The 19,851-nt window shown below is 42.4% G+C and carries 20 protein-coding genes; 10 read left to right on the top strand and 10 right to left on the bottom strand.

What is annotated here, in order from left to right; translation table 11 throughout:
• The first annotated feature begins 24 nt into the window (after positions 1-24).
• On the top strand, positions 25-2,745 hold the full coding sequence (locus L6421_RS00940) for a methyl-accepting chemotaxis protein (RefSeq protein ID WP_237262102.1): 2,721 nt from the start codon (positions 25-27) through the stop codon (positions 2,743-2,745).
• Between the two features lie 223 nt (positions 2,746-2,968).
• Here the strand turns inward: L6421_RS00940 and L6421_RS00945 are convergent, their stop codons facing one another.
• The 10 genes from L6421_RS00945 to hisB all read right to left on the bottom strand — a co-directional run bounded on the left by L6421_RS00945 (position 2,969) and on the right by hisB (position 10,535).
• On the bottom strand, positions 2,969-4,801 hold the full coding sequence (locus L6421_RS00945; protein WP_237262103.1) for a thioredoxin domain-containing protein: 1,833 nt from the start codon (positions 4,799-4,801) through the stop codon (positions 2,969-2,971).
• A 28-nt stretch (positions 4,802-4,829) separates the two neighbouring features.
• Entirely contained in the window at positions 4,830-5,948 is a 1,119-nt protein-coding gene (gene tatC / locus L6421_RS00950; RefSeq protein ID WP_237262104.1) for a twin-arginine translocase subunit TatC, read from the bottom strand.
• Positions 5,949-5,956: 8 nt separating this feature from the next.
• Positions 5,957-6,469, bottom strand: a complete 513-nt coding sequence (tatB, locus tag L6421_RS00955) for a Sec-independent protein translocase protein TatB (protein WP_237262105.1) — start codon at positions 6,467-6,469, stop codon at positions 5,957-5,959.
• Positions 6,470-6,497: 28 nt separating this feature from the next.
• Complete coding sequence (tatA, locus tag L6421_RS00960; protein ID WP_237262106.1) at positions 6,498-6,743, bottom strand: Sec-independent protein translocase subunit TatA; 246 nt, start codon at positions 6,741-6,743, stop codon at positions 6,498-6,500.
• A gap of 235 nt (positions 6,744-6,978) precedes the next feature.
• Positions 6,979-7,305 (bottom strand): histidine triad nucleotide-binding protein, encoded by a 327-nt coding sequence (locus tag L6421_RS00965; protein WP_237262107.1) that lies wholly within the window; start codon positions 7,303-7,305, stop codon positions 6,979-6,981.
• Between the two features lie 36 nt (positions 7,306-7,341).
• Positions 7,342-7,683 (bottom strand): phosphoribosyl-ATP diphosphatase, encoded by a 342-nt coding sequence (locus L6421_RS00970; protein ID WP_237262108.1) that lies wholly within the window; start codon positions 7,681-7,683, stop codon positions 7,342-7,344.
• Positions 7,680-8,453 (bottom strand): imidazole glycerol phosphate synthase subunit HisF, encoded by a 774-nt coding sequence (gene hisF / locus L6421_RS00975; protein WP_237262109.1) that lies wholly within the window; start codon positions 8,451-8,453, stop codon positions 7,680-7,682. Before hisF ends, L6421_RS00970 begins: the two co-directional genes overlap by 4 nt.
• Before the next feature lie 99 nt (positions 8,454-8,552).
• Positions 8,553-9,293, bottom strand: coding sequence for a 1-(5-phosphoribosyl)-5-[(5-phosphoribosylamino)methylideneamino]imidazole-4-carboxamide isomerase (hisA, locus tag L6421_RS00980; protein ID WP_237262110.1), 741 nt, complete (start codon positions 9,291-9,293; stop codon positions 8,553-8,555).
• A gap of 15 nt (positions 9,294-9,308) precedes the next feature.
• Complete coding sequence (gene hisH, locus L6421_RS00985; RefSeq protein ID WP_237262111.1) at positions 9,309-9,947, bottom strand: imidazole glycerol phosphate synthase subunit HisH; 639 nt, start codon at positions 9,945-9,947, stop codon at positions 9,309-9,311.
• Complete coding sequence (hisB, locus tag L6421_RS00990) at positions 9,948-10,535, bottom strand: imidazoleglycerol-phosphate dehydratase HisB (RefSeq protein WP_237262112.1); 588 nt, start codon at positions 10,533-10,535, stop codon at positions 9,948-9,950.
• Positions 10,536-10,999: 464 nt separating this feature from the next.
• Here hisB and ccoN point away from each other — a divergent pair, with 464 nt between their 5' ends.
• The 9 genes from ccoN (at position 11,000) to ccoS (ending at position 19,692) form a co-directional block, all read left to right on the top strand.
• Complete coding sequence (gene ccoN / locus L6421_RS00995; protein WP_237262113.1) at positions 11,000-12,430, top strand: cytochrome-c oxidase, cbb3-type subunit I; 1,431 nt, start codon at positions 11,000-11,002, stop codon at positions 12,428-12,430.
• A gap of 78 nt (positions 12,431-12,508) precedes the next feature.
• Positions 12,509-13,339, top strand: a complete 831-nt coding sequence (gene ccoO / locus L6421_RS01000) for a cytochrome-c oxidase, cbb3-type subunit II (RefSeq protein WP_237262114.1) — start codon at positions 12,509-12,511, stop codon at positions 13,337-13,339.
• Positions 13,340-13,345: 6 nt separating this feature from the next.
• Positions 13,346-13,528, top strand: coding sequence for a cbb3-type cytochrome c oxidase subunit 3 (locus tag L6421_RS01005; protein WP_237262115.1), 183 nt, complete (start codon positions 13,346-13,348; stop codon positions 13,526-13,528).
• 22 nt (positions 13,529-13,550) lie between these two features.
• On the top strand, positions 13,551-14,459 hold the full coding sequence (gene ccoP / locus L6421_RS01010; RefSeq protein ID WP_237262116.1) for a cytochrome-c oxidase, cbb3-type subunit III: 909 nt from the start codon (positions 13,551-13,553) through the stop codon (positions 14,457-14,459).
• 109 nt (positions 14,460-14,568) lie between these two features.
• The gene (locus tag L6421_RS01015; protein WP_237262117.1) at positions 14,569-14,709 is read left to right on the top strand and encodes a hypothetical protein; all 141 of its coding nucleotides are present in this window, start codon (positions 14,569-14,571) and stop codon (positions 14,707-14,709) included.
• A gap of 139 nt (positions 14,710-14,848) precedes the next feature.
• Positions 14,849-16,315 (top strand): cytochrome c oxidase accessory protein CcoG, encoded by a 1,467-nt coding sequence (ccoG, locus tag L6421_RS01020; RefSeq protein ID WP_237262118.1) that lies wholly within the window; start codon positions 14,849-14,851, stop codon positions 16,313-16,315.
• A gap of 106 nt (positions 16,316-16,421) precedes the next feature.
• On the top strand, positions 16,422-16,943 hold the full coding sequence (locus tag L6421_RS01025; RefSeq protein ID WP_237262119.1) for a FixH family protein: 522 nt from the start codon (positions 16,422-16,424) through the stop codon (positions 16,941-16,943).
• Between the two features lies 1 nt (position 16,944).
• Positions 16,945-19,410 (top strand): heavy metal translocating P-type ATPase, encoded by a 2,466-nt coding sequence (locus L6421_RS01030; RefSeq protein ID WP_237262120.1) that lies wholly within the window; start codon positions 16,945-16,947, stop codon positions 19,408-19,410.
• 33 nt (positions 19,411-19,443) lie between these two features.
• Positions 19,444-19,692 carry a cbb3-type cytochrome oxidase assembly protein CcoS gene (gene ccoS / locus L6421_RS01035; RefSeq protein ID WP_237262121.1) on the top strand — a complete coding sequence of 83 codons (249 nt, stop codon included), beginning with the start codon at positions 19,444-19,446 and terminating at the stop codon, positions 19,690-19,692.
• The last annotated feature ends 159 nt before the right edge of the window (positions 19,693-19,851 follow it).

The following is a 19,851-nucleotide window of genomic DNA, read 5'->3' on the forward strand; positions in this document are numbered from 1 at the left end:
TAGATAGGGTAAGGGTGGTTAAATATGTTTTCAAAGTTGAAACTTAAACAAAAAATTCTCGGTGCTTTGCTTCTGGTTGGGATCATACCTTTTGGTTATATTGCGACTAAATCAGTCATGACGGCAAGTTCTTCCTTGGAAAAACAAGCTTTTTCACAATTGGAAGCCGTTCGAGATATTAAAAAAGCGGCTATTAACCGATATTACGCGACCTTTGAAAATCAACTTATTACAACGGCGAGCAATGCGACGCTTATTTCGGCGACTTCTGAGTTGAATAAGGCTTTTCAGGAGTACTCTCTAGAAGCAGGTGTTACTAACACGGAACTACCTGCAATAACTAAGAAAGTTAAAAGTTATTGGCAAGATGAGTTTGGTAAAGAATACCAGAAGCAAAGTGGTACAGACTTCAATCTTAATGTTTTCGATGCCTTATCTGAAACCGCAATAAATTTACAATATGCTTACATTGCCAATAACCCGAACCCTTTAGGTAATAAAAACAAACTAAGTCAATCTGAGGATGTATCGAGTTACAGTAAACTTCACGGTATTTATCATCCTTGGCTAAACCAATTGTTAGAAAAATTTGGCTATTACGATATATTTTTAATCAATACTGAAGGTCAGGTGGTCTATTCAGTATTTAAAGAGCTTGATTATGCAACCTCTTTAGAAAATGGTCCTTGGAAAGATAGTCCTTTAGCTCAATCTTATCAGCAAGCTAAAAGCTTAAAAGAAGGTGAGGTAACCGTTACCGATCTTGCTCTTTATTCTCCATCCTATAATGCCCCGGCAGGATTTGCAGCAACACCAATCACTCAAGATGGACAACGTATTGGAACTTTGATTTTTCAACTTCCGTTAGCGAATATTACCGAGATTATGTCTGATCGTTCTGGAATGGGTAAATCAGGAGAGACTTATTTGGTGGGGTCTGATCAATTAATGCGTTCAGAATCATTCCTTGATCCAGTTAATCATTCGGTTATAGCTTCTTATCGAGATCCTGTTAAAGGAAAGGTTGATACTCAAGCATCTGTTGCGGCGATTCAAGGTCAGACAGGTGCTGAAATTATTAAGGATTACAATGGGAATCCGGTGTTGTCGGCCTATGCTCCGGTTAAGTTTGGAAGTCATCAATGGGCGATTCTAGCTGAAATCGATGAATCAGAAGCTTTTGCCGATATAAGCAATTTGGAGAACATCATTTTTATCAGCTCTATTGTGATACTTGCGATTATTGTTAGTTTTGGTTTGTGGTTGTCAAATACACTCGCCTCTCCGGTTATTCGTTTAACGAAAACAATGAATGAAGTCGGTAAGCAGTTTGATTTTTCTCAACGAGTTTCAGTTTCAAGTCAAGATGAAATCGGTCAGATGGGTAGTGCCTTTAATAACTTGCTCATGACGACTGCAGATGCTTTAAATGATGTCAATCAAACAATGAGTGATATCGCTAAAGGTCAATTTGAAAGCCGGATTCAAGCCGAATTGGTTGGAGATTTAGCTGTATTAAAAAGCAATGTGAATGCATCAGCTGAAAGTGTTGACAACACTATGAAGGCTTTAGATGAAATTATGATAGCAATCAGTAATGGTGATTTTAAAGCTCGTATGAATCAAAAAGTGGAAGGCACATTTCGAAATAATGTTGATAATGCTATGCAATCAATGGATGCAGCCATTACCGAACTGGGTCATGTGATCCAACAACTTAGTATTGGTAATTTTTCAGCTCGTGTTAAAACAGAGTTAAAAGGTGACTTAGATAATCTTAAAAACAGTACCAACCAGTCTGTTGATCAGCTTGAAAAGGCCATGAGTGAGATTATTTTAGCCATAATTGCACAAAGCCAAGGTGATCTAACGGTTACTGTACATGGTCAATACCAAGGTGAGTTATTAAAATTAAAAGAGGCATATAACCTTAGCAAACAGAAGCTAAACAGTGTGTTACAACAAGTCAACAATGCGGCCAATATGGTCAGAACCGCGAGTGAGGAAGTTGCTACAGGAAGTATCGACCTGAATGATAGAACTCAGAACCAAGCAGCCGCTTTAGAGGAAACAGCCGCATCTATGGAGGAGCTTACTGCAACCATTAAGCACAACACTGATAATGCCAGTACCGCAGATAAGCTTTCAAGAGATGCGCGTATGCAAGCTGAAAATGGACAGGTAGTGATGCAAGAGAGCATTGAAGCCATTTCTGAAGTTGAGGCATCCAGCAAAAAGATTGAAGAAATCATTGGTCTGATTGATGGTATTGCATTTCAAACCAACTTGTTGGCTTTAAATGCCGCTGTAGAGGCCGCTAGAGCGGGTGAGCATGGAAGAGGTTTTGCGGTTGTTGCTGGAGAGGTTCGAAATCTTGCTGGTAAATCAGCAGAAGCTGCAAAAGACATTAAGTCATTAATTGAAACAACATCCAGAAATATTGTTAATGGATCACAGAAAATTGAACATACCAGTGAGTCTTTGAAAACAATCAATGAGGCTATTCAAAAAGTCAGTGATGTTGTTAGTGAAATCGCAGCGGCTTCATCCGAACAGCAACAAGGGGTTGAGCAGGTTAATCAGGCAATTACGGCCATTGACCAAACGACACAGCAAAATGCAGCATTGGTCGAAGAAACCACTTCTGCAGCTCAATCTATGAGTCATGAAAGCGTCAATCTTTCCAAAGCCGTTTCTGAATTTAAGTTGGAAGTGACGACCCAATTACCAAAGCGTAAATCGTAACTGTTTGCGAGTTAAGAAACGATGCTAAAAATTTTGCATCGTTTCTTAACTTTAGTTTCATCATCTTATGAAAAACGCCCATACAAAAAATCTAATTTTAAGTTCACTCTTTAAAAAAACGATAATTATAGATGTGTTTCTTTCTTTGTCTTAAACGACAAATGACTTTAATAGGCACAGGGTAATTAACTAGGTTTAGTGTTACTTTATTAGGTGCTGACCATTATTGAATACATTTCAATGTAGCTAAATAACTTGGATAGTTAACTGGTTGAGCTAACAGCTTGTCTTGTTCGATGTTCACACTTTGTAACCGAATGGTTTTGTTCATATCACAACTGATTAGCGCGGTTGGGCTGGGAATAGAACCATCTGCCATAATCCATTCACCTTGCTGTTGTGGCAAAATTTTGCTGGCGCCATATTGCCAGCCACTGTCGTCATAGAATTTTTTCGGAATCGTTGTCTTTAGTTCGTGAATCACATCGTTAAATTGTTGATCGTCTGTGTCGTGTTGATAATCCTTCAAGCCATTCAGAATGAATGCATAATCTTGCAGGTTGGCTTCGCCCATTAACTGTCCGTTATCGGCAATGGCTCGTGGTGGAGAGTCGTTTTGAATGAGCTTACTTAGTTTTGTTGCCAGTTGTTGTGCTTGGTTTTGGTATTGGGGTTCTCTCAAAACCTGCCAGGCCTGGCTAAAGGCGCTCAGCACCAAGCCGTTCCAGCCTAAAATGCTTTTTTTATCAATCGGGATTTGTTCTATGGGCGTTTGTAATTTATTGCGAATAACCTGCCAAGTTTCGATGGGTTCTATTGGTAGAGGGTGCCAACCCAGTTCATAAGGCGGAGGATTGCCAAGTAACCAGGCCTGGTCGAGTAATTGATACTCTGTATCCGTTAGTTTGTTTTTTAATTGCGCTTTACTCAATAGATAGTCGCCGCCTTCCCGTTTGTTTAGGTCAATCGCGGATTGGCTACTACGATAGAGCTGCGTTTTTGGTGAATACAGGTGATTTTGCAAGTAATTCAAGGTGTCTTTGGCAGTGGTAATATAGTCAGGGCGATTGTACTTTTTACCTGCGGTCAAAAAGGTCGTTGCTAACAATGCATTGTCATACGTCATCTTCTCAAAATGGGGTATCTGCCAGTTGGGGTCTACGGTATAGCGGTAAAATCCACTGTTGATATGGTCAAATAAATGCTCATTCTGAATATGATCCAAAGTCACAATAAGCCACTCTTCAATTCCTGCCGGTAAATTTTCAATTGCAAGCAAAGCATTCAGTAACGGCGCTTTAGGGAATTTGCTGGTACCTTTTAAGCCTCCGCTAAAATCATCTTTAATGGTGGTAAGATGATGGAATAAACGTTCTTCAAAGGCATTGGCCGTGATTGAGGTTGATTGCTTTTTAATCGGTTTAGATTGTACTGTTTGACTCGCGTTTTGGGCGAGCAGTGAGATGGCTTCTGGTTGGAGCTGCCACAGTGTGACCACTCGTTTCAATGTCTTTTGGAATGCTCGATTGGGCAAATAAATGAAGGCGGCGAACGGGTAGCCATCCGGGGTCAAAATGACATGTTGCGGCCAGCCTGCTTGTCCTGTCGTTTTTTTAGCGAATTCGATCAGGGTTTTATCGAGTTCAGGATTAAGTTCACGGTCGATTTTGACAGGGATGAAGTGTTGGTTTAAATACTCGGCCGTTGTGGGGTTTTGATAGTTCTCTTGTTGCATGACATGGCACCAGTGACAGGCAAAGTAACCACTAGAGATAAACACCAATTTGTTCGCTTTCTGAGCTTGCTGAAGAGTTGTGCTGTCCCAGATTTGCCAATGCACCGGGTCTTGAGCATGCATCGCTAGATAGTCACTATTGTGATTAAGCAGGGCATTGTTTGGCTGAGATTCTGATTGTTGAGACGTTTGTGCAAACAGTGAGGTTGAAAGCAATAAAACAAGGATAAAAACAAAGGAGCTTAGGATGTTTTGAAAAGCCACCAGGCCTGGTAGCTTTTGCATTTTTTTTAAAATCGTTTGTATAAACATTGAAAGCATAGCCAGCACTATGCCGTAAACCTGAGGATTAAGCTTTATGCTCAGGCTTGTCTTTGGAACTGGTTGCATCCTCGGCTGTATCCCCGTTAGAGTTTGGCTCTTGAGGAATGCCCTGGTCGGCCTCGCTGGTTGACGGAATGTTTTGTTCATGAGCGTTTTTTGAAGACTCTTGTTTGTCCTTTTCAGCTTTCTCGGTTTTTTGACGTGCTTCGTAATCTTGTTCTAGTTTACGCATTTCAGCATCGATATTGTCAAATTCCGCATCCCAGTCCAAATCGTCATCGACTTGATCAGCATAACGGTCATCAAACTCATATTCTGGCGTAGTGTTTGAAGCAGTTGTCGAACTTGTTCTTGAGGTTTCATCTGTGGATTCATATTCCTCATCGTCAGCAATCTTATTTTTGCTGCGTTTCTTAACCACGATAGCACCAATGATTAAACCTAACTCAAACAGTAACCACATTGGTACGGCAAGTAAAGTCTGGGAGATCACATCGGGAGGGGTTAACAGCATGCCGATAACAAAAGCACCGACAACGATATATGGACGAGCGTGACTCAGCTTCTCAGGTTTGGTCATGCCGCTAACAATAAGCAAAATGGTGACAATAGGCACTTCAAACGCCATGCCGAAAGCGAAGAACATCTTTATGACAAAGTCTAAGTAGAGCGAGATGTCGGTCGCGATGGTAACGCCTTCAGGGGCGGTTTGCGATAAAAATCCGAAGACTAGCGGAAAAACCACATAGTAGGCAAACAGACCACCAGCATAGAATAGGAAAGAGCTAAAGAATAAAAGCGGTGCCACAAGCTGACGTTCATGCTGATAGAGAGCAGGAGCGATAAAACGCCATAACTGATAGAGCAGGTACGGCATGGCCAAATAAATCGATAATACAAAACTCAATTTAAACGGTGTCAAGAACGGCGAGGCGACCGCGGTCGCAATCATGCTGGTGCCTTCCGGCAAATAGCGTGTTAGCGGTTCTGAAATGTAGGTATAGATTTCATTGGCAAATGGAAAAAGAAACACAAAAAATACGATAATCGCCAAAATACCACGAGTTAGACTCGTTTTCAGATCCAGCAGATGCTGGACTAAAGTCATTTCTTGGTCGTTAGGTGGCAGCGCAGCGTTGCTCATAAGGGCGATTAACTTTTTTGTGTTTCTTTTGCAGGCTCTGTTACTGCAGGCTCAGAAGGAGCCTCCGCTTGAACAGGTTGTGCGGGTTGTTCTGGTGAGTTTGAAGCTTGGCTTGCCGTATCGTTGCTGGCACTCGGTTGTGCCGATGCGGCTGGTTTTATTGGCGCAACCGGTTGGGCTGGCGCTTTATTAAACTGGCTAGTGGTTTCTGGAGGGGCTTCACCACCGAAGGTCGGGCGCTGAAAATCATCCAGATTAACATCGTTAAAGTTCAGACCTTGCTCTAACTCTTTACCGATGCTATCCATCTGCTTTTTCTCTTCTTCAAGATTCATAGATTGCTGAATCTCTCTAAGAGTTTCTTGAACCTGGCCATCTTCTTTAACAGAATTGACAAAGCGACGCATCTTGCCCATGAAAGTCCCGATTTTACGGGCAACTTCAGGCATACGCTCAGGGCCAATCACTAGCAACGCAATGACTAGTATGACCATTAGTTCAAGAAAACCGATATCAAACATCTATGAAGTACTCAGTTAAAAGCAAAGGTTATGCTTTGTCTTTTTTCTCTTCCGCTTTCTTTTCATCGGCAACTACGTCAAACACGTTTTCGCCTTCCTTTTGCGCAAGTTTCTTCTCTTCTTCAGTCGGTTTGGCTTCTTCTTCTTTTACAGCAGATTTGAAACCTTTGATTGCACCACCTAAGTCGCTACCAATGTTACGTAGACGTTTTGCACCGAATAATACTAATACGATTGCAAGGATGATAAGTAATTGCCAAATGCTAATGCCCATGGTTTTGCTCCATTTTTAAATCTAATCTGTGGCTATTTCACTATTGGATAAATTAAAGATTTACCCAATGATACGTTTGAAATTTTTTAATGACCGCCAATCATACCAAATTCAATGATTTGTTGGCACTAAATAATATTCAATTCATGGTATTTAATTGAGATTTTCTGGTAGCAAACAGCCCAAAAAGGATTTTCAGGTCAGTTTGACTACCTCAAAGGTTAGGTGTCAAAGCCTATTTATTACCCATTAGGTGAATGTGGATATGGAAAACCTCTTGTCCACCCGATTCACCGGTATTGATTTGGGTTTTAAAGCCCTCTAAGCCTTGAGATTGTGCAAGCTGAGGCAATAACAGCATCATGTGCCCCATGCAATCCTTGTCTTCTGGAGTGAGTTCAAAAAGAGTTGGGATCGGCTTTTTAGGAATGATCAAAAGGTGAACCTTGGCTTTAGGGTTTATGTCTTTGATGACAATGCATTTGTCATCTTCATAGACGATATCTGCTGGAATTTCACGGTCGATGATTTTACAAAATAAAGTTTTATCTTCTGTACTCACGGGTCTCATCCTTTATTGATTCTGACTTGAGTGGGATTATTCACTACGGCTGGCTTTTTCGTCATGTCCAGAAAGGCCAAAACGTCTTTGTAATTCTGCTGTAACATCGTTGCTCGACAGATTTTGCGAGGCTAATAGTACCATAGTGTGAAACCACAAGTCGGCGATTTCATATACGAGGTGTTCTTGGTCTTGTTTAGCGCCGTTGCTATGTTGTAAGTCTTTGGCCGCCATCACGGTTTCTGCAGCTTCTTCAGCGACTTTTTTTAGGATTTTCTCCACGCCTTTGTCATATAGGCTGGCGACATAGGAACTTTCGGGAGTATCGGCTTTACGTGCTTCTAAAACGGCATCGATCTGTTTCAGGATATCGCTCATAGTCGCACCTCAATACCTTCTTTTTGCATTGCAAGTTTGGCTTCTTCAACGGTGTGCTCACCAAAGTGGAAGATGCTTGCGGCCAATACCGCCTCAGCATGGCCTTCGGTAATGCCTTTGGCTAGGTGGGACAGCTCGCCTACGCCACCAGACGCAATGACGGGGATGGATACGCTGTCGGCTATGGCGCGTGTTAGCTCTAAATCAAAGCCGATTTTTGTACCATCACGATCCATGCTGGTAACCAGTAGTTCTCCCGCCCCTAAGCACGCCATGCGTTTTGCCCAATCTACGGCATCAATACCAGTTTCTTTACGACCGCCGTGGGTGAAAATCTCCCATTTGTTCTCTTCATCTGGTTGGCTGACTTTTTTGGCATCGATGGCTACCACGATGCATTGTGAACCAAAGGCATCGCAAGCTTCTTTAACAAAAGCGGGGTTGAAGATGGCAGCCGAATTGATGGCGACTTTGTCCGCACCGGCATTCAGCATGGTGCGAATGTCTTCGACACTACGAATCCCTCCGCCGACAGTCAGGGGGATGAATACCTGGCTGGCGACTTGTTCAACCATATGAACGGTGGTGTTGCGTTCGTGAGCGGTGGCGGTTATGTCTAAAAAGGTGATTTCGTCCGCGCCTTGCTGGTCGTAGCGTTTGGCAACTTCAACTGGGTCGCCGGCATCGCGAATATCAACAAATTGTACACCTTTGACAACACGGCCGTCATCAACGTCTAAACATGGAATAATGCGTTTTGCGAGACTCATGTGATTTCCTATTAAGAATCTTATTGGGCTATATATAACGGTTTATGTATTTAACAGTTTATATATGGCTTTAAATTTAGAGTTACCAGGCCTGGTTAATTATTTGGGCGCAAGTTGGTCTGAAAGTGCTTGGCCTTCTTTGAAGTCTAAAGTACCTTCGTAGATTGCACGTCCGGTAATCGCGCCAGTCACGCCGTCGGCTTCAATTTCAGCAAGTTTGCGAATATCGTCTAGGTTAGTGATTCCACCCGATGCGATAATTGGAATGGTTAGGGCTTTGGCGAGTGCTTGGGTCGCTTCAATATTCACACCTTGCATCATGCCGTCACGACCAATGTCTGTATAGATAATGGCTTCTACCCCATCGTTTTCAAACTGTTTGCCAAGTTGTGTCACTTCGTGGTCGGTGACTTCCGCCCAGCCGTTGATGGCTACCATGCCGTCTTTTGCATCTAAACCGACCATAATGTGGCCTGGAAATGCTTTACAGGCTTCGGCGACAAATTCAGGATTGTGAACCGCTTTGGTGCCGATGATACAGTAACTTACGCCCGCATTCAGGTAGGCTTCGATGGTTTGCAAGTCGCGGATACCACCACCAATTTGAATCGGTAGGTTAGGGAAAGCTTGGCGAACCTGGTAGACGGCTTCGCCATTGACCGGTTTGCCGTCAAAAGCACCGTTCAAGTCAACCATATGTAGGCGACGCGCATCTTGATTGACCCATCTTTCTGCCATGGCAACGATGTCGCCTGAAAAAACTGTCGCGTCCTCCATGATACCTTGACGAAGGCGGACACATTCACCATCTTTTAAGTCGATAGCTGGAATTAATAACATGATTGAACCTTTAAACTATTGTCCGTTCCACTGTAAAAAGTTTTTGAATAGCTGTAGACCGTGGTCAGCACTTTTTTCAGGGTGGGCTTGAATTGCAAATAAATTGTTATGGCTTAACACTGAAGGGAAGGTGATTCCATGGGTGGTTAGGCCTGTGATAATGTCTGGGTTTTTTGGCTGTACATAGTAGCTGTGCACAAAATAGAAACGGCTGTCTTGTGGGATGTTATGCCACATTGCGTGTTCTTGGGTTTGGTGGATTTGATTCCATCCCATATGTGGGGTTTTAAGATTTGAGCCAGGCTCAAATTCAAAGTGTTTCACTTCACCAGGGATGACATCCAGACATTTTATGCCTTGATTCTCATCGCTATGGCTCATCAAAACCTGTAGCCCCATACAGATGCCAAGAAAAGGTTTCTCTTTAGCGGCTTGTTGTACAGGGTGAATCATTCCGGTTTCCTGCAAAGCGGCCATGCACGCTTTGGCCGCACCTTGACCTGGGAAAATGACCGCGTCTGCAGCGGCAATGTCATCAGGATTATGGGTTACCAAAATACGGGTATTAGCTGGTGCAACATGTTCTGCGGCTTTTGAAACCGAGCGTAAGTTCCCCATGCCGTAATCAATAACCGCAACTAACTTTTGATCCATTTACAAACTTCCCTTGGTAGATGGCATCTTGCCAGCCATGCGTTCATCTTCAGTCAGCGCCATGCGTAGAGCACGACCAAAGGCCTTGAAAATGGTTTCCGCCTGGTGGTGTGAGTTATGGCCTCTCAAGCAATCGATATGCAGTGTTGCGTTGGCGTGGTTCACAAAACCTTGGAAAAACTCAAAAACCAATTCGGTTTCAAAATTGCCGATTTTCTCACGAGTGAAGTCGGCGTTGAATACCAGGCCAGGTCTTCCTGAAAGGTCAATGACAACACGTGACAAAGCCTCATCTAATGGCACGTAGGCGTGTCCATAACGAGTGATGCCTTTCTTGTCACCAACCGCTTTATTGATGGCTTGGCCTAAGGTGATGCCCACATCTTCAACAGTATGGTGGTCGTCGATGTGAGTGTCGCCGTTCGCCTTGATGTTCAGGTCAATCATGCCATGACGAGCTATCTGGTCAAGCATGTGTTCAAAAAAAGGTACGCCTGTATCGAGTTGAGCGCTACCTTCACCATCCAGATTAACGGAGATTTCGATTTGAGTTTCTAGCGTATCGCGTTTTACATTTGCAGTGCGCATAACATGATTCCTGTGATTAAGATGGCAATATGATAACTGAAAATTAACTTATTGGATATGGTAGGGCGTTGTTTGCTATTAAATTTACCACATCTTGTGGTTGCTTATATAAGAACGTGCTTATATGGGTTTACCCTTAGTTTCAGTATGGGGTAGAAATTTTATTGATGTGTGCCATAAATAATTTTTGGTGTGCATAAGTAGCGCTTTTTTGGGATAATTCGAGAGATTTTTTGAGGATGTTTGGCTCTATAAAGCTTCTAGCGAAGCCTAATTCTGTCGGTTTTCTTGATGTGAATTAAGTTTTAACGGGGTTTTGACTGAGATGCAGTAGTTTAAGTAGGTATAATGCCAACTGAGGAGTCTGTATCTTAAATGGTCCGTCTTTCCGAGGGTAAGTAGTTAGTCTTGGTTAGGTGATAGGTAAAGACAAAATATTAAGACTATAAAGGGGAATCCGACTGATGGATACTACAGCAAAACCACAATATGATAATGGTGTGGTTAAGTATTTAACAGTAGGTGCAATCGTTTTCTTGGTGTTAGGTACTTTAATGGGTACTTATGCAGCAGCAGAACTTGCGTGGCCTGCGTTAAACTTTGATATTGCGGAAATCACTTTTGCTCGACTACGTGTTATTCATACGAATACCGTTATCTTTGCATTTGGTGGTATGACGTTAATGGCGACAGCGTTTTATACGGTTCAAAGAACCAATGGTGTAAAACTTTGGAGTAATGGTCTGGCTTGGTGGACAGCGATTTTGTTCACAATCGGTCTTTTAGCGGTAGTGGTAACACTAGCTCTAGGTATGACGACTGGTAAAGAATACCACGAGCAAGAATGGCCTTTAGCAATTGCTATTGCAATCGTTTGGACAATGTATACGTTCAACTTTGTAATGACAATCGCTTCACGTAATAAAGATACTCATCCGAGTGTTTACGTTTCAAACTGGTTTTTCATGGGGATGATGATTGCGATCACTTACCTATATGTGGTAAACGGTTTAGCTATTCCTGTTTCTTTATTCCGTTCTTACTCTATGTTTGCCGGTGTACAAGATGCCATGATTCAGTGGTGGTGGGGACATAACGCAGTAGGTTTCTTCCTGACAGCTGGATTCCTTGCAATCATGTACTACTTTGTTCCTAAGCAATCACAGCGTCCGATTTATTCGTACCGTTTATCTGTAATCCACTTCTGGGCATTAATGTTCGGTTATGTATGGTTAGGTGCTCACCACCTTCAGTACACCGCTCTTCCAGACTGGACAGGTTCTTTAGGTGCGGTAATTTCACTTGCGATGATCATTCCTTCATGGGGTGGGGCATTGAACGGTATGTTAACGCTTTCAGGTGCTTGGGATAGACTACGTACAGATTACATCCTACGTTTCTTGATTATCTCTTTAGCATTCTATGCAATGTCTACATTTGAAGGGCCAGTAATGGCGGCTAAAACTGTAAACGCGCTATCTCACTATACGGATTGGACAGTTGGTCACGTTCACTCTGGTGCGTTAGGTTGGGTTGCAATGGTTTCTATCGGTGCGCTATATCACATGGTTATGAAACTATGGAACACTGAAATGTACTCTATGCAGTTAATCAATTTCCATTTCTGGTTAGCAACTATTGGTACTGTGTTCTACATCGTAGCAATGTGGGTATCAGGTATTATGCAGGGTCTAATGTGGCGTGCTTATGATGAGTACGGAACACTTGCTTATACTTTCGCTGAATCAGTTTCAGCTATGCACCCTTACTACGCAATGCGTGCCTTCGGTGGATTATTATTCTTCTCTGGTGCGGCAATCATGCTTTATAACGTTGTGATGACGGTTCGTATGGCAAATGCAAAAGCTGCAAACACAGTTGAAGCACACGCATAAGTAGTAAAGTCAGATTAAGTGGCTGTGTGATAGCAGCCCTTAAATTGAAAAAATTTATGAGTTGAGGAGCACAAACTCATGTCAGATAATGAAGCACCAAAAAATATCCAGGAAAGTTTAGAGAAGAATATCTTCGCTTTATTCCTGGCGACGGCGCTAGCAGTTTCGATTGCTGGTATTGTTGAAATCGTACCGTTGTTTTATCTTAAGTCTGCTGTTGATTACACAGAAAAAACAGATAAGTACGGTAACGCTAAAAATGAAAAGTTCCCAGAGTTGGTTTGGGAACGTACTTTTACTGAAGATGCTAACGGTAAGTTAGTTTCAGACAAAGCACTTTATAAGCAAGATAAGAACGGTAAGTGGGTTCTTGCGGATTGGAAAGCTGGCGACGGTGTTCGTCCTTACACTCCTCTTGAATTAGCTGGTCGTGATTTATATCTTCGTGAAGGTTGCTATATTTGTCACTCTCAAATGATTCGTCCATTCCGTGATGAGCGTGAGCGTTATGGTCACTTCTCACTAGCGACGGAATCTATGTATGATCACCCGATGCAATGGGGTTCTAAGCGTACTGGTCCTGACCTAGCTCGTTTAGGTGGTAAGTATTCAGATGAATGGCAAGTATTACACTTGTTACGTCCTCAGGATATGGTTCCAGAATCAGTAATGCCTGCATATCCATGGTTGGCTGAAAGAAAAGTATCTGAAGATTTCTTTGGAACTAAGCGTGATATGTCAACACGTTTATCAGTAATGCGTACATTAGGTGTGCCTTACACAGACGAAGAGATTGAAAACGCTAATGCGGCTATCGAGGGTTATACCGAGATGGATGCAATGGTTGCTTACCTACAAGTATTAGGAACGATGGTTAAGCTGGATGACAGCAAAGTCTACCGTCGTTAATAAATTGTGAGTAATTTAGAACGTTATTTTAGTACAGACTGGGCGTCGATGACGACCCAGGATTGGGCAGGTTTAATCATTACAGTGTTGGTATTTCTTGGCATGCTCATTACGTTTTATTTGGCATTGCGTCCTAGTAAGCGTAAAGAGATGGAAGAGCAAAAGTACAAAATACTGAATGATGACTAGTCATTTTTGAGGAGATTTAAATATGGCACATCATAATCCATGGCCAGATGAAGGTAACACTGGTCATATTTGGGATGAAGATATCCGCGAATTAGATAACCCACCACCGCTTTGGTGGATGCTATCTTTCTATGCTGGTTTCATCATGATTGTTTTCTACGCTTTGTATTATCCAACGATTCCTTTAACGGATGAGATGGGTGAGCATACAAAGGGTATGGCAGGATGGACTCAGGTTAATGAATACAATGAAGATTTTGCAGTATTGAAAAATTGGCGTGTAGCTAAGTTTGCAGATAAAGAAGAGAAGTTGGCTTCAATGTCTGTTACCGACATCATGAATGATGAAGAACTTAAGTCATATGCTGTTGCTACTTCAAAAGTATTATTTGGTGATTACTGTGCAGCATGTCACGCTGCCGGTGGTGCTGGTAACCCAAACTTCCCTGTATTGGCTGATGATGATTGGCTATGGGGTGGTAATATCAAACAAATTGAAGCTTCATTGATTCAAGGACGTATTGGTAATATGCCTGCTAAAGGTATGATGGGTAACCTTACAGATCAAGAAATTGAAGATGTGACTGATTACGTAATCGCGTTATCAGAAGGTAAAGGTGGTGATGCTTCAGTTGCTGCTGGTAAAGCGGTTTATACTAAAGGTATGTGTTTAGCATGTCACGGTCCTGCTGGTAAGCCATTGGCTCCTGCTGGTGCGGCAAACTTAACAGACCAGGTATGGCGTTTCTCATCTGATCGTGATGCGATTAAAGGTGTAATCACATACGGTGTGAATGTTAAGAAGAATGGTGAGTACATCGCTGGCACACGTCAAGCAATCATGCCATCATTTAAAGAACGTTTACCTAATGCGGATGTAAATATTAAGCGTTTAGCGGTATATGTACACTCATTAGGTGGAGGTCAGTAAGTTGGCTTTCAAACCACAAAACTGATAAAGTAAAAGGAGAGCTTATGTTCTCCTTTTCTGTTTTTGGTAGTTTAAAAATCTTGATTTTAATCAACTTTGGAGAGAAGTTATGAATGAATTAAATAGTGATTTTGTTCTTTGGATTTCAATTGGCGCTTTAGTATTGAGTATTGTTGCATTGATTGGGTTTGGTTGGAAAGCAACTCGTGGTATTGAAGGCCTTGAGTCTGACGAGCATAAAAAAGATTAAGCTTTTCTATAAACAAAAATAGGTCCATTGATTGGGCCTATTTTTGTTTATAGAAATAGATAAAAAACATTACTTATGCTAAGCCTATTATTTTTAATAGAATAGGTTTTCATTTTCGACTGGTAGCAAGGATAGCCCTATGTCAGATAAAAAAGAGTTGTACCGTGATAATGGTCAAACTGGTTCAGTACTCGATGAGATGTCTCTAGATAACAAGAATCTTCAGAATATTGGTGTAGAGATACTTCCAATCCATACCGGCGGAACGGTTCATGCCAAACGTATGCCAGGTAAGTTTCGCTCGATCAAGTGGATTACCGCCTCATTTTGGATTGCTTTGTTTGTGTTTCCTTATCTGCGTTGGGATGGACATCAGGCTTTGCTGTTTGACCTAGCTAATCGTCAATTCCATATTTTCGGTATTACCATTCTGCCGCAAGACATTTGGATGCTTGCGATGGTGTTGCTGTTTTTTGCATTATTGCTGGCTGCTTCTACCGCTGTTGCCGGTCGTTTGTGGTGTGGGTATTTCTGCTTTCATACCGTCTGGACAGACGTTTTCACATGGTTAGAAGAGAAGTTTGAAGGTCAGCCTAATAAACGTATCAAATTAGATGAATCGAAAATGAGTCTTGAAAAACTCAAGATTAAGTTACCTAAGTTTGCGGCATGGGCGTTCATCGCATTCATGACTGCATTTAGTTTTGTTGCTTACTTCACCGATGCATTTGACTTGTGGGCACGTTTGTTCAGCTTTGAATGGGGGACAACAGAAACCACGGTCATTTTAGTGTTGGCGACTTCTACCTATTTCTTCGCAGGGATTTTACGTGAACAAACCTGTATTGGTTTTTGTCCATATGCACGTATTCAAGGTGCAATGATTGACACTCAAACGGTTGTTCCAACCTATGATGTCGATCGTGGTGAGCCAAGAGGAAGAATGAAACGTGTCAAGCCAGGTGAGGAAGCACCGGAGTTGGGTGATTGTATCGATTGTAACTTGTGTGTCGCGGTCTGCCCAACTGGCGTTGATATCCGTCGTGGTCAACAATTCGGTTGTATTACTTGTGGATTATGTATCGATGCATGTGACTCGGTTATGGATAAGATCAAGAAACCGCGAGGATTGATTCGTTATGCATCACTCGCTGAATTTGCGGGTCAAAAATTACCTCCGTTATTTAAAAGACCGCGAGTCATTGTCTATAGCGCGATTATGGGGTTTGCCGCCATTATGATGGTATATGGTTTGTTGACCATGTCACCTATCGATTTGAAAGCGCTGCATGAGCGTTCACCTCTATTTGTGCAGATGAGTGACGGTAATATTCAAAATAAATGGACCATTAAGGTGGTAAACAAATCCAATGAAACGATGCTTGCCAATATCTCTGTTAGCGGGCCTGAAGGGTTGACTTTCGTAGCTGACAAACAGATAACGATTCAACCAGGTAACGTTGGCGCCACGACCTTATTGGTGAGAATTCCTAAAAAGAATTTAGTCGACACCAACACACCAATTACCATCTTGGTGAATGATGTGAATAATCCGGCTATTAAAGCTTCTTACAATACCAGCTTTCTCAGTCCTAAAAAACGTTAATAAGTTAGTCATAATGTAATGTAAATTAACGTTTGATTTATCGCTATAATAGCCCTACTTGGAAAGCCCTAAGTAGGGCTTTTTTGTTTATTTTAGGAGAAATTCAATGACTGATTCTAAGCCAGATACTCGTGATTGGAGCGTAGCTTGGAAAAATCCCTTTGTAATCGCATGGGTAGTAATTCTAGTAATAGTGTTAAGTGTGAACTTCTTTATGGTGAGTATGGCAATAGTCACCAATCCAGGGCTGGTAGTTGATGACTACTATGAGCAAGGCAAACACATGGATACCATTCTTGCCGAAGAGAAACGTATGGAGCAGATTGGATGGCAATTAGAAGTCGATTTGCCGATTTTAAGCGAAGCTAAACCTGATACGATAAAACTGGCGGTTAAAGATAAAGAGGGTAATCCTTTAGAGGTTGATACGGCAATTCTCTATTATTATCGTCCTTCAGATAGAAAACTGGATGGGCAGATCAGCATGAATAAAGTCGATGGTGTTGGAATGTACCAGCAGACCATCAGTCTACCTGTTAAAGGAAAATGGGATTTGATAATGGAAGTCACTAAAGGGGATATCCGTTTCAATATTGGTCGCTCAATTATGGTTCAAGATCCTGAATAAAATGTCAAACTCCTGCTTTCATTGTGGTCAAGCCATTCCAAATGAAGATTTGGTATTAAGGCCGATCAAGGGAAAAACCCAAAGTTTCTGCTGTAATGGCTGTGCCTCTGTTTGTGAGGTCATTCATGAAGCCGGAATGGAGAGTTTCTATAAAAGAACCCCTTCTGGGGAGCTTCTATCTCCTCCACCTCCACCCAATAAAGACGTGGAGTTTTTCGATTACGATGAAGTGCAATCGCAATTTGTTGAAAACCTATCAGACCGCCGTGAAATTACCCTAATGTCAGAAGCGATCCATTGTGCGGCATGTGTATGGTTGATAGAGCATACTTTGGCAAAAATGGATGGCTTATTGCTCGCACGGGTAAACTTCACCAATAAGCAGATCAAAATCCGTTGGGATAATAGCAAAACCAAACTCTCTACCATCATTAAAGAGTTAAATTCGATTGGTTATGATGCGACCCCTTATGACCCTTCAGCTAGTGAAGCCGCTTATAAAAAGGCGAATCGAGATTTACTCTATCGTTTAGGCTTTGCCGGCTTTGCGATGATGAACGTGATGTGGTTCTCCGTTGCACTCTACACGGGTGCGGCGGATGATAGCGAGTATCGAAATTATTTTCATTGGTTAGAGTTCATCATTGCCACTGCGGCATTGGCCTATTCTGGTCAACCTTTCTTGAAAGGTGCATTGACTGCACTTAAATCTCGAACCGTTGGCATGGATGTTTCCATCAGCCTGGGGATGTTAACCACCTATTTTTATTCATTATGGGTGACCATCGAACCCACACATTCCGGTGATGTCTATTTCGATACCCTAATCGATTTTATGTTCTTACTGTTGATTGGGCGTTATTTAGAGGCGATATCTAAAAACAAAGCGATTGATTCTTCACGTCGATTAATGGAATTGCAACCTAAGGTTGCCAGAAAAACCCATGATGGAGTGGAAGCGATTGTTCCAGTAAGAACGCTACTTCGCGGTGACTCTATCGTCGTCAAGCCAGGTGAACAGATTCCGGTGGATGGTGTTGTTCTAAACGGGCAAAGCATGGTGAACGAATCCATGCTAAGCGGGGAATCCAAAGAGGTCAGCAAGGGTGTCAATGATGCCGTCATTGCCGGCACATTGAATGTCGATGGCCACTTGACCATCACGGTCGAGAAAATCCTTCAGGATACTCAGTTAGGTAAGATTGTGCATATGGTGGAGGAGGCTCAAGGTTCTAAAGCACCTATCCAGTGTACTGCCGATAAGATTATGCCTTGGTTTGTCTCCACCACCATTTCATTGGCATTGGCGAGTTTTGTGTTTTGGTTTTTCAATGAAAGCCTCGAATTTGCCGTTATGACGGCGACGGCTGTTTTAATCATTACTTGCCCATGTGCGTTTGGATTGGCGACACCGATGGCGATTGCTGTGGCTTCTGGTGTGTCTGCGCGTAATGGCATCTTGGTTAAAAATGGTACGGTGTTGGAGATTCTGCACTCGATAGAGCATTTTGTGTTCGATAAAACCGGTACTTTGACTAAAGGTAAGATGAAGGTGGTTAAAGAAGCCTACGTGGATTCTGATTCGCGCGAAACCATTCTCAAAGCCACGGCTTCAATCGAGCATTTATCGGAGCACAGTCTGGCTACTGCCATCGTAGAGTCTGTAAAACAAGAGTTCAATTATGGAACAAATAGTTGGCTTAAAGTAGATGGATTCAAAATCACTGCAGGTAAAGGTGTCGAAGGCAGTATTGATGGTGTTTTCTATCAAATAGGTACGGCGGGTTGGCTGGCTTCATTGGGGATTGCCATTCCGCAAGAGTTGAATGTACAGGCACTTAAGCAAGCAAAATTGGCGCAAACCGCTGTTTGGATTGCCAAAGACGCCGTTGTGCAAGGGGTGCTGTTTTTGGAAGACGAGATTCGTCCAGAAGCGGTTGAACTGATTGCCAGGCTAAAAGCCAAAGGTAAAAAGGTGACCTTGCTGAGTGGCGATTTGCAGGTTGTCGCTGATCGAGTTGCCGAACAGTTGGGTGGTATGAATGTCATTGCCGAAGTGCTTCCCGACGATAAGAACGAAGTCATTCGCAGTCTTCAAGCAAAAGGGCAAACGGTTGCCATGATTGGTGATGGTGTCAATGATGCCCCGGCATTGGTGAGAGCGAATGTGGGGATTGCTCTAGGTTCGGGAACGGACGTTTCGATGGAAAGTGCGGATATCGTGTTGATGAATAATGAATTGCTTGCGGTTGACACGGCGATTGAGCTTTCAGCGAAAACACTGCGCACCATTAAACAGAATATCGCCAGTTCGATTACCTATAACTTGATTATGGTTCCGCTTGCAATGACGGGGGTATTAACCCCCTTGATTGCCGCGATCACGATGCCATTAAGTAGCTTGGTTGTTATTGGTAATGCCGCACGAATTCGCAGTTTTTTCAATAAGAAAAAGCAGACAAACTAACACTGTGTATAGGAAGATTTAGGAAACAGGCTGATGGATGTGATTTATGGGTTAATCCCGATGATGTTGTTTTTTGGGTTTTTAGTTGTTGTGGTCTTCATCTGGATGGCTAAAAACGGTCATTTTGATGATATGGATGGTCAAGCCAATAGAATTTTTATGGATGATGACTTTCCTGAAGATATTCAATCGGATACCCCAAAAAACACCGATAAAAAGAATCAAGAACAAGCTGGTGAAGCTAAAAAGCAATCGACTAAGCCCGAACCTGAAGCCAAATAGCTCAAAATGGAGAGAATTTGGGTAGTAAGTAGGGCTAAGACTGATTAAATAAAGTTTGGTTTGTGGCTTTCAAATCAAACCTACCAGGCCTGGTAGGTTTACAGAGTTTTCCAATTGCAATGAACTAAAAATTGTACGTATGCTAGCTGTTTGTATTGG

Origin of the sequence: Thiomicrorhabdus immobilis, from assembly GCF_021654855.1 — a bacterium.
GTDB lineage: Bacteria > Pseudomonadota > Gammaproteobacteria > Thiomicrospirales > Thiomicrospiraceae > Thiomicrorhabdus > Thiomicrorhabdus immobilis.

Coding starts and splice junctions, on each gene's coding strand:
- hisF (WP_237262109.1), bottom strand. CDS start 8,453: ATGAGTCTCGCAAAACGCATTATTCCATGTTTAGACGTTGATGACGGC.
- hisA (WP_237262110.1), bottom strand. CDS start 9,293: ATGTTATTAATTCCAGCTATCGACTTAAAAGATGGTGAATGTGTCCGC.
- ccoP (WP_237262116.1), top strand. CDS start 13,551: ATGGCACATCATAATCCATGGCCAGATGAAGGTAACACTGGTCATATT.
- L6421_RS00945 (WP_237262103.1), bottom strand. CDS start 4,801: ATGCTTTCAATGTTTATACAAACGATTTTAAAAAAAATGCAAAAGCTA.
- hisB (WP_237262112.1), bottom strand. CDS start 10,535: ATGCGCACTGCAAATGTAAAACGCGATACGCTAGAAACTCAAATCGAA.
- hisH (WP_237262111.1), bottom strand. CDS start 9,947: ATGGATCAAAAGTTAGTTGCGGTTATTGATTACGGCATGGGGAACTTA.
- L6421_RS00940 (WP_237262102.1), top strand. CDS start 25: ATGTTTTCAAAGTTGAAACTTAAACAAAAAATTCTCGGTGCTTTGCTT.
- ccoN (WP_237262113.1), top strand. CDS start 11,000: ATGGATACTACAGCAAAACCACAATATGATAATGGTGTGGTTAAGTAT.
- ccoS (WP_237262121.1), top strand. CDS start 19,444: ATGGATGTGATTTATGGGTTAATCCCGATGATGTTGTTTTTTGGGTTT.
- tatA (WP_237262106.1), bottom strand. CDS start 6,743: ATGGGCATTAGCATTTGGCAATTACTTATCATCCTTGCAATCGTATTA.
- L6421_RS01025 (WP_237262119.1), top strand. CDS start 16,422: ATGACTGATTCTAAGCCAGATACTCGTGATTGGAGCGTAGCTTGGAAA.
- ccoG (WP_237262118.1), top strand. CDS start 14,849: ATGTCAGATAAAAAAGAGTTGTACCGTGATAATGGTCAAACTGGTTCA.
- L6421_RS01030 (WP_237262120.1), top strand. CDS start 16,945: ATGTCAAACTCCTGCTTTCATTGTGGTCAAGCCATTCCAAATGAAGAT.
- tatB (WP_237262105.1), bottom strand. CDS start 6,469: ATGTTTGATATCGGTTTTCTTGAACTAATGGTCATACTAGTCATTGCG.
- tatC (WP_237262104.1), bottom strand. CDS start 5,948: ATGAGCAACGCTGCGCTGCCACCTAACGACCAAGAAATGACTTTAGTC.
- L6421_RS01015 (WP_237262117.1), top strand. CDS start 14,569: ATGAATGAATTAAATAGTGATTTTGTTCTTTGGATTTCAATTGGCGCT.
- L6421_RS00970 (WP_237262108.1), bottom strand. CDS start 7,683: ATGAGCGATATCCTGAAACAGATCGATGCCGTTTTAGAAGCACGTAAA.
- ccoO (WP_237262114.1), top strand. CDS start 12,509: ATGTCAGATAATGAAGCACCAAAAAATATCCAGGAAAGTTTAGAGAAG.